The following is an 8,993-nucleotide window of genomic DNA, read 5'->3' as shown; positions in this document are numbered from 1 at the left end:
GTTTCGACTTAACTGCATGAAGAACTTAAGGGCTAATTGCAGGCATTTTACCCATGGCAAAAAAATAAAATAAGTCCTTTTTTTAACAAAAATTCCTATAATAAATACAAGCACACAATAAATTATTTAGGAATAGCCAAAATCACTAAAAATTTTCACTAAATAATGGATTATTTTAATTATTTTGCCTACGCTAAAACAGCACCCGCTCGAACTACTTAAGGCGTTTTTTATCAAAGGAATTGATAAGGAATAGATAATGAATATTTTGAAAATACAAGTAATGCGAGGCCCTAATTATTGGTCGAACTACCGTAAGCAATTGATAGTAATGACGATTGATTTAATGCAGTATGAAGAGCTGCCTACAAATTGTTTACCTGGTTTTAAAGATAAATTATTGCAATATTTGCCTGGCTTAAAAAATGATTTTTGCTCCTTAGGCTACGAAGGTGGCTTTGTGGAGCGTATGGAGGAAGGTACTTGGTTAGGGCATGTCATTGAACATGTTGCGTTAGTCATGCAATGCGAAGCGGGCATGGAGTGCGGTTTTGGCAGAACTTATGGGACTGATAACCGCGGAGTTTATGAGGTCATATTTTCCTATGAACTGGAAAAAGCGGGTCTTTATGCGGCCTATGCTGCGGTGAATTTGGTGAGTGCTTTGGCTGCAGGCAAAGAGTATCCATCCTTTGCCGATGATATTGCACATTTAAAAGAAATAAAAAGAAAAGAAGGATTTGGCCCTAGTACGCAAGCGATAATTGATGAAGCGCGTAAAAGAAAAATTCCTTATAAGCGCCATAATAATTCTTCTCTAATTACGCTTGGTTATGGGCGAAACCAACAAAAAATATGGACTGCTCTTACCTCAAAAAGCAGCTCGATTAGCGTGGATATTGCTGCAGATAAAGAGTTAACCAAACGCATTCTTGAAGATCATTTTGTTCCTGTCCCTCCAGGTATTACCATCGATTCAATCGAGGAGCTGCCACAAGCCATTGAGCAATTAGGTTATCCTTTGGTGATTAAGCCTTATGATGGCAATCATGGTCGGGGGGTGACTACCAAGATCAATGAGTATGAAAAAGCAGTTTTTGGTTTTGAATTGGCGAAGGACATTTCCGATAAAATCATCGTTGAACGTTACATTGCCGGGAATGATTATCGCTTTTTAGTAGTGAATTATAAGGTGGTTGCCGTAGCCCAAAGAACGCCGGCAATGGTTGTTGGTGATGGTTTATCCACCATTGAACAGCTTATCCATGTGGCGAATATGGATCCTAATCGTGGTGACGAGCATGAAAAGCCCTTAACCAAAATCAGTATTGATGAAAGTACACTTTTGATTCTGGCCCAAAATAATTTAACGTTACATACCGTTTTAGCGCCAGGACAAGTTGTTTATTTAAAAGAAACTGCGAATTTGAGCGCCGGGGGTACAGCTACGGATGTAACGGATAAGGTACATCCGCAAAATTTATTTTTTGCAGAGCGTGCGGCAAAATTGCTCAATTTAGATATTTGCGGTATTGATGTGGTTTCAGCAAATATCCAAATTCCGCTTAATGAAAATCATGGCGCCATCATTGAGGTCAATGCCGGACCCGGCCTACGTATGCACTTGGCCCCCACTTATGGCAAAGCAAGAAATGTCGCAGAGCCCATATTGAACATGCTTTACCCAACACCAGAGGCGGCAAAAATCCCTATTGTTGCCGTTACAGGTACTAATGGTAAAACTACCGTAGTGCGTTTGATTGAGCATATGGCGTGTCGTGCCAATTACTTTACGGGGGCTACCACAACGGAAGGAATTTATTTAAATACTCAATTAATTCACTACGGCGACTGCAGTGGGCCTTTGAGTGCCGATGTCGTGTTACGAGATCCAAGCGTTGATTTTGCCGTTTTAGAATGTGCCCGTGGCGGTATTTTGCGCTCTGGCTTAGGTTTTGATGAATGTGATGTCAGTATTATTACCAATATCGGCAATGATCATTTAGGGCTAAACGGTATTAATACCTTGGAAGATTTAGCTCAGGTTAAAGCGGTAGTGGCCTTGAGCACCAAAAAGTCTGGCTGTGCGATCTTAAACGCGGATGATCCCATGGTTTATGGGTTGCGCTCTCAGTTGAATTGTAAAATTGCCTTATTTGCCTTATCTGAAAATGCGGCAATCCAAACTCATTGCGATGCCGGCGGCTTAGCAGTTTATATTAAAGATGGTTATATTGTGATTCGTAATGGCTATAAGCGTGAAATTTTAGCCGAAGTTAAAAAAATCCCCATCAGTTTTAAAGGGACGGCAACGAGCATGATTCAGAATATTTTGCCTGCGGTTCTTGCTGGAGTTATTTGCCAATTTTCTTTAGAAACGATCCGGGAGACGGTATTTAATTTTCATCCTACACCGGACAATCTGCCAGGCAGGATGAACCTGTTCCATTTGCCGAATAACTGCGATGTTTTGGTTGATTATGCGCATAATGAAGGTGCCTTTTTAGAATTAAAAAATTATCTGAATACAATTTATCGCAAGAAAAAAATTGGCATCATCGGGGTTGCAGGCGATCGTCGCTCCGAAGATTTTCATGCTATCGGTTGTCATGTTGCAGGCATGTTTGATGAAATTATTATTCGTCACGATGTTGATGGACGTGGACGCACGAATGACGAAATTACCGAATTGCTATTAACGGGAATTAAGCGTTCGCAGGCAAAGCCAACTATTAAGATCATTTCGGATGAGGTTCATGCATTAGAAACGGTGCTGGATAGTAATTGCTCTGATACCTTTATATTTTGTGCTGTAGAAAATGTATTTAGTGTGACCGGCGTCATGCGAGAAAAAGTAAAAGACGCTTATGTACAAAGTGAGGCTTATGATGATACCCAAGGCTAAATTGCTTATTATTGGTGGAGCAGAAAATAAAGGTGATGCTCCACCAGATGTTTCAGAGCAAAGGAAAGAATTTAAGCGTTATGAAATTTTGAGTGAATTATTGCCTCCTTCAAATAAAAAAATAGAAATTATTACTACGGGTTCGGAAATTCAAAATGAAGTAAAAAAAGACTATGAAAAGGTCTTTCAGAATATGGGCTATGGCAATATTGATTTTCTACCCATTAAAAAAAGAGCGGAGGCTCGCGGAAAAGAGTACCTGAAACGGGTTGAGGAAGCGGGTGCAATTTTTTTTACGGGCGGGGATCAATTTCGCTTATCGACTATTCTAGGGGGAACACCAATAGTCGATATCATCCGTGAGCGCTATTATAAAGATAGTGAGGTAATTATCGGTGGTACCAGTGCTGGAGCAATGGTGATGTCGTCGGTAATGATTATGGGCGGAGGTTTATCAGAGGCCTTAATTTATCGTAATTTATCCACTTGCTCTGGGTTAGGCTTTTTACAATCTTGCATCATTGACACACATTTTATTAAGCGGGGGCGATTTAGTCGTTTAGCGCATGCCATCATTATGAATCCGGAACAATTAGGCATTGGCTTAGGGGAAGATACTGCCTTGGTAATCAAGCATGGTTCCGATGCAGAATGTTATGGTTCGGGAATGGTAGTCATTATTGATGGCAGAGAGATTAATCAAACCAATATTACCGATGTTGATGAAGGCGGGGCCGTATTTGTTGAAAACCTCAAGGTGCATCTTTTAGTCAAAGGTTGCCAATTTTCGATTAGTAATAGGGCGTTAAAAAATCCGGCAATTCCTACGGGAAAGGAATAAGGTTCGAGGGATATATGAACAAGATTGCGATAGCGGTACACGGTGGTGCAAGCGAAGACAGTAACTTTTTGCGTGAAAATCAGCGAGAGATTGAGCAAGGCTTATCTCAAGCAGTAGAGGAAGCTTATTGCGTGCTGGAAAAACGAGGAAGTGCCCTCGATGCCGTTGTCGCTGCAGTGCAAACGCTAGAAGATAATTCTTTATTTAATGCAGGCTGTGGCTCAGCTTTAAATTGTCGCGGAGAGGTAGAAATGGACGCCTCCATTATGGATGGGAGCTCACTCCAGGCTGGAGCGGTATCCATGGTTGAATGCGTTAAAAACCCCATCAGCCTTGCGCGTTTAGTGATGGAAAAAACTGCACATGTATTTCTTTCCGGTTATGGCGCATTAGAGTTGGCAACAGATTATCAACTTCCTTTGGAGCCTAAGTCTTATTTTATCAAACCGCATCAATATGAAACCTTTCAACGTTTATTTTTAAGTGAAAGTAAAGAAGAACGACGTACTAAAAAAATGACGGGGACTGTAGGAGCGGTTGCTTTAGATCTGTATGGAAATATTGCTGCTGGAACTTCAACGGGTGGCGTCAGCAATAGCCTTCCTGGACGAATAGGGGATAGTTGCATCATTGGTAGCGGCTGTTATGCTAATAATGAAACCTGTGCAGTTTCGGGTACCGGAGTAGGCGAGTACTTAATTCGTGGTGTCGTTGCGCATACTATTTCCATGATGATGGAATTTAATATGCCCTTACAACAAGCTTGCGATCATGTGGTGCATGAACGTAACCAGCGATTAAAAGGAGAAATGGGAGTAATCGCATTAAATCGTCAGGGTGATTTTGGTTTTTCTTTTAACTCTGAAATTATGAAAAGAGCATGGAAAAGTACAACGGAAGCATTGCAGGTAAAAATTGATAAGTAAGTCACATAGACATTTTACTTAACTAAAAAGGAGAATAACTATGGGTTATATTATTGGATGGTTGCTTGGTATTCCTGTTAGTATTTTGATATTAATTTGGCTTGTTTCTCACATTTAATCAAAATAAGGACTTAATCATGATTACGGATAATTCTGTAGCAGTAGTAGAAGAGCATAAAATAACCAGCATGTGCTGGACGGCTGTTATTGCTGGGGCACTGGTTGGATTTGGTATCAGCTTTTTATTAAATTTGTTTGGTGCAGCAATTGGTTTAAGCGCATATACCATGAATCAAAATGATGCCGTACTGGCTATTGGTGGCGTCATCGGTCTATTAATTGGGGTGATTGTCGCCATGGCAACGGCAGGCTTTGTTGCGGGGTATTTGGGGCGTTTCCATCATTGTTATTGCCATGGCGGCGTAGTTTATGGTTTTGTTACCTGGTGTCTGGCCTTGATATTTAGTGCCTTACTGGTAGTTCCCGCCATCCATTACGTGGGTTTTTATGCGGATAATGTTAATTCTGCGCTGATTGCATCAGAGTTTTCTAATGCTTCTGCTGGTGCAAATGGTCAGATAGCTCCCGGCGCGAACGCGACTAACCCGGTTACTAATCCAGCAGTAAATAGACAGACTGCATCAACTCCTGCGAATTCTATGGGGAATAATGGACAAGCATCTACTCACCAGCCGATTAAATATCCGGCATGGACTAGTTGGATATTGTTTATCTTATTCTTCGTGGGTGCAATTTCAAGCTGTATTGGAGCTTGTTATGGCATGCGTTGTAGAAAAGTACATCCTGTAAGCGAAACACAAATTATTAAATAAGAAAGTTGGCCATTTTTTAAGCCTTGATGCAATGCATCAAGGCTATCTCCTGCCCATTTAAGATTAGAGGCTATGCTTTGTCTTATGAATGCGCGGCCCTGTCAAATAATAGACATCTAGTGTATGCGCGCTTATACTCTGCCCAAAAAATGAAATGCAGTTAGGGTAAGGTTTAGCATGCTTGATCATTTACAGCTCGCGATTCTTAGTAAGCAAGTATATTACAAAAATGAAATCAAATTAGGCGATTGGCAACGCATTTTCTGGAGTAGTGCTAATGGACTGGGTGTTGCTGTTTACCAAAATAATAAAAATGAAATGGTTATTGCATTTCGTGGGCCGGATGCCAGTACTTTAAGTAATCTTATAGCGAATATTAAAACGATTATTCCTCTGCTTTGGGGCCGTAAACCGGACACGCTAAATAGCGCCAAGCAACTGGTAGAAGAAACGCGGAATCAACGCGGGGTATTTAAACGCTTGGGTGAATTTATTCGTACCCAATCGTATAATCAACTGTATTTAACAGGATATTCTGTAGGTGGTATGCTCGCGGGGCTTGTTGGCTATGAGTTGCTTAAAGAAAAAGGGAAGCATTATGTAGTCGTTAGTTTTGAAAACCCAGGTTATGCTCAATATATTGAGAAAGAAGATATCGCGCGTTATGCTCAGGACTTTCGCGAGCGATATTTTACCTATCTAACTAGTCCCAATTTAATTAATACCTTTAATGAACATATAGGCACAATTCGCCGTGTTAAGCTCAAAGCGTATAACAATAGTTTAGTTTCACAAGGAAACTATTATATGCAACGCGGTATGGAATGCATCATCGATGATTTCCTGCGGTTTATGATACTTGTCTGTGTTTTAAATGCGTTGGGAATTGTATTTTATGGGCAAGAAATAATTCCGTTGAGTTTTTTTTATTTGCTTAATAAATTAATTGCAAATGCAGGTAAGCTCTCACCTATTTCTGAATTGGATACCAATAACTTTCTTGCCTTATTTGTCAGTGTGCTGGGGGCGGTAAGTTATCGCGCTGGATTGAATCTTATCGATAAAATGCTTATGGAAATTTTAAAAAAGCATCCTTTAGATGGAATGATTCGCGAATTAGCAAAGATGGAAGATAAAAAAAATATTTATCCCATGGAGCAATGGCCGCGCAGCGGACAATACATGCGACATCAGGCACAACATCTTTTAACTTGGTTAAATCCACGGGGCCATTCTAGTGTGTTGAATTTGCCTTATCTTGAGCGAGTTGATGAGGAAAATATCCGTTGTATGCCCGGATATAAACAGCAATAAATTCAGAGGGATATATCAGTCCCAGATGGCCTCTTTAAGGCAGGCGTTATAGTCCAACCGGTGATCATTTAACTATTAACAGCTTTTCATGGGATCTCTTTGAATATTTTTTTAAAAGTTTAAAAAACTCTTTTGGTTCTAGAGGCTCACTGAAATAAAATCCTTGCATGATGTGGCAGCCGTTTTCTTTCAAAAATTGGACTTGTTCAATGGTTTCCACACCCTCGGCCAAGCATTTAATTTCCATACTATTAGCTAAGGCAATGGTGTTACATACAATATTACGGCTGTCGACACTGACATCAATATCTTGAATAAAAGACTTATCAATTTTTATCTGGTCTACTTTAAATAGTTTTAGATTACTAAATTCAGAATATCCCGTACCAAAATCATCAATTGCCAAAGAAATACCCATCTCCCGGAATTTATTAATGATGGGGATGGCTTCATTCTTAAAGGCTTCTGATTCAGTTAATTCCAATTCCAGATATTTTGGGTCCAAATCTTGGGTGGCTAGTATTTCGGCGATGCACTCGACGAGATTCTGCTGCGCTAGTTGCCTTGCAGATAAATTAACCGACATTTTAAAGTTTTTAAAGCCACTCTTTTGCCATTTTTTTAATTGTAGGCAAGCGGTGCGCAGTACCCATTCCCCAATGGGTATAATCATATTATTCATTTCGGCAATGGGAATAAATTCTACGGGGGATACATTGCCTAATATGGGATTTTTCCAGCGTAGCAAGGCTTCCGCCCCGCAGATTCTCCCGGTTTCCAAGTCGATAAAAGGCTGATAATTTATGGTTAATTCATTTTTCTCAATGGCACGATATAGTTGATTTTCAATATTGAGCTGCCGAGTTGCATCGGCGTTAATCATGGTACTGTAAATACGTACACTATTTCCCCCGCTTTGGGCTGCTAATACGCGAGCTGCTTCGGCGTTGGTGATTAAGGTATCTGCATCCCTGCCATTAATGGGAAAGATGCTCACGCCAATACTTGCGGTGAGTTTTAATTCTTGTTTGGCAACATATACGGGATCTTTGATGACTGCAAAAAAATCGTGCACACTGGTGCTAATATCTAGCTCATCCGAAATAGCGTCAATCAAGATAACAAAGACATCTTGGCGTAGTAAGGAAATGAAATATTGATTATTTTTGCCGAACAACAGGGCAAACCGCTGCGCGATACGATGAATAATGGTTGCGGCAGCTTGATGACCAATACTGTCATTAATTTTTATCATGCCATTTAGGGAAAAGCAGGCGATCGCAAAGCTATAATGCTTATTCAGCGCATTTTCAGTCGCGAGATGTATTTGTTCATAGAGTAAGCGCTCATTAGGCAATTCGGTTAATAAATCATGCGTTGCTTGATAGGTGACTAATTTTAAGGAGGTTTCTAATTCTTCAGTACGCTCCCTTACTCGTTGTTCCAAAATAGCATTCATACTGGCTAATTTCTCCATAAGTAATTCATTTTCATAGCCTAGGCGAACTACCTGGAGAATAATTTTATTACCAATAAAGCAGGCTATAGCCATGAATAGCCCAAGCATCAAAAAAGCGGCAGTAATAGGCATATTGATACGATGATTATCGGCAGCGCCTGGAAAAAGAAAGAAAGCTGCATAAAAATGGTAAAGAATCGTGGGTGCTAATAAGCAGGCAATGCTAGACAGCCCCATAGTTAAATCCATTGATGTTGAGAATGTAAAACAAATCAAAACGGCGGATAAAAATATAATGGTCGTAAGTTGTTGTTGAGGACCATCCATAAATAAGACGCCGATGCTACCCCAGATCAAGCAGATTGCTACCAGCAAATAGAGAAATCCTTTGCGACACTTATGGATTTCAACAAGTGTAATATGACTGTATTCAAAACGAAGCCCCCACATGACATTAAGCAAATTGGCAGCAACCAGAGTAAAGTACCAATAGATGCTTAATCGAGATTCTGGTGAGTGATATAAGGCCAGAATATAAAGGAAGGCTCCTATTATATTGGCAAATGCACCAAGTTTAACCATGCTATGAAAAGAGAAAGATGTTTCAAATGCTATTTTTTTATCAATTTCTCGTTGTTCGCTTAACGTTAACTGCGGTGTTTTAGTATAAGTATGTTTATTCAGGGGCTTAGACATTTGTGATCCTTGCCTCATA

6 protein-coding genes are annotated in these 8,993 nt (G+C 40.1%); 5 read left to right on the top strand and 1 reads right to left on the bottom strand.

Annotated features, from left to right (window positions below; translation table 11 throughout):
• The first annotated feature begins 259 nt into the window (after nt 1-259).
• The 5 genes from cphA to BN3124_RS07515 all read left to right on the top strand — a co-directional run bounded on the left by cphA (nt 260) and on the right by BN3124_RS07515 (nt 6,819).
• A complete protein-coding gene (gene cphA, locus BN3124_RS07535) occupies nt 260-2,905 on the top strand; it encodes a cyanophycin synthetase (RefSeq protein ID WP_058534187.1) in 2,646 nt (881 codons plus the stop codon).
• Nucleotides 2,886-3,746, top strand: coding sequence for a cyanophycinase (locus BN3124_RS07530; RefSeq protein ID WP_230849117.1), 861 nt, complete (start codon nt 2,886-2,888; stop codon nt 3,744-3,746). Before cphA ends, BN3124_RS07530 begins: the two co-directional genes overlap by 20 nt.
• Before the next feature lie 14 nt (nt 3,747-3,760).
• Nucleotides 3,761-4,672, top strand: coding sequence for an isoaspartyl peptidase/L-asparaginase family protein (locus tag BN3124_RS07525; RefSeq protein ID WP_058534185.1), 912 nt, complete (start codon nt 3,761-3,763; stop codon nt 4,670-4,672).
• A 137-nt stretch (nt 4,673-4,809) separates the two neighbouring features.
• Nucleotides 4,810-5,505, top strand: a complete 696-nt coding sequence (locus BN3124_RS07520) for a hypothetical protein (RefSeq protein WP_058534184.1) — start codon at nt 4,810-4,812, stop codon at nt 5,503-5,505.
• A gap of 177 nt (nt 5,506-5,682) precedes the next feature.
• The gene (locus BN3124_RS07515) at nt 5,683-6,819 is read left to right on the top strand and encodes an alpha/beta hydrolase family protein (protein ID WP_058534183.1); all 1,137 of its coding nucleotides are present in this window, start codon (nt 5,683-5,685) and stop codon (nt 6,817-6,819) included.
• Between the two features lie 64 nt (nt 6,820-6,883).
• On the opposite strand, the gene BN3124_RS07510 is transcribed toward BN3124_RS07515, so the two are convergent.
• A complete protein-coding gene (locus BN3124_RS07510) occupies nt 6,884-8,974 on the bottom strand; it encodes a putative bifunctional diguanylate cyclase/phosphodiesterase (protein ID WP_058534182.1) in 2,091 nt (696 codons plus the stop codon).
• Between the last annotated feature and the right edge of the window lie 19 nt (nt 8,975-8,993).

Source organism: Legionella saoudiensis (assembly GCF_001465875.1).
In the GTDB taxonomy this organism is placed as follows: domain Bacteria; phylum Pseudomonadota; class Gammaproteobacteria; order Legionellales; family Legionellaceae; genus Legionella; species Legionella saoudiensis.
Note: the sequence above shows the minus strand (reverse complement) of the source record. Positions and strands in the feature narration are given on the sequence as shown.

Coding starts and splice junctions, on each gene's coding strand:
- cphA (WP_058534187.1), top strand. CDS start 260: ATGAATATTTTGAAAATACAAGTAATGCGAGGCCCTAATTATTGGTCG.
- BN3124_RS07530 (WP_230849117.1), top strand. CDS start 2,886: ATGATGATACCCAAGGCTAAATTGCTTATTATTGGTGGAGCAGAAAAT.
- BN3124_RS07525 (WP_058534185.1), top strand. CDS start 3,761: ATGAACAAGATTGCGATAGCGGTACACGGTGGTGCAAGCGAAGACAGT.
- BN3124_RS07520 (WP_058534184.1), top strand. CDS start 4,810: ATGATTACGGATAATTCTGTAGCAGTAGTAGAAGAGCATAAAATAACC.
- BN3124_RS07515 (WP_058534183.1), top strand. CDS start 5,683: ATGCTTGATCATTTACAGCTCGCGATTCTTAGTAAGCAAGTATATTAC.
- BN3124_RS07510 (WP_058534182.1), bottom strand. CDS start 8,974: ATGTCTAAGCCCCTGAATAAACATACTTATACTAAAACACCGCAGTTA.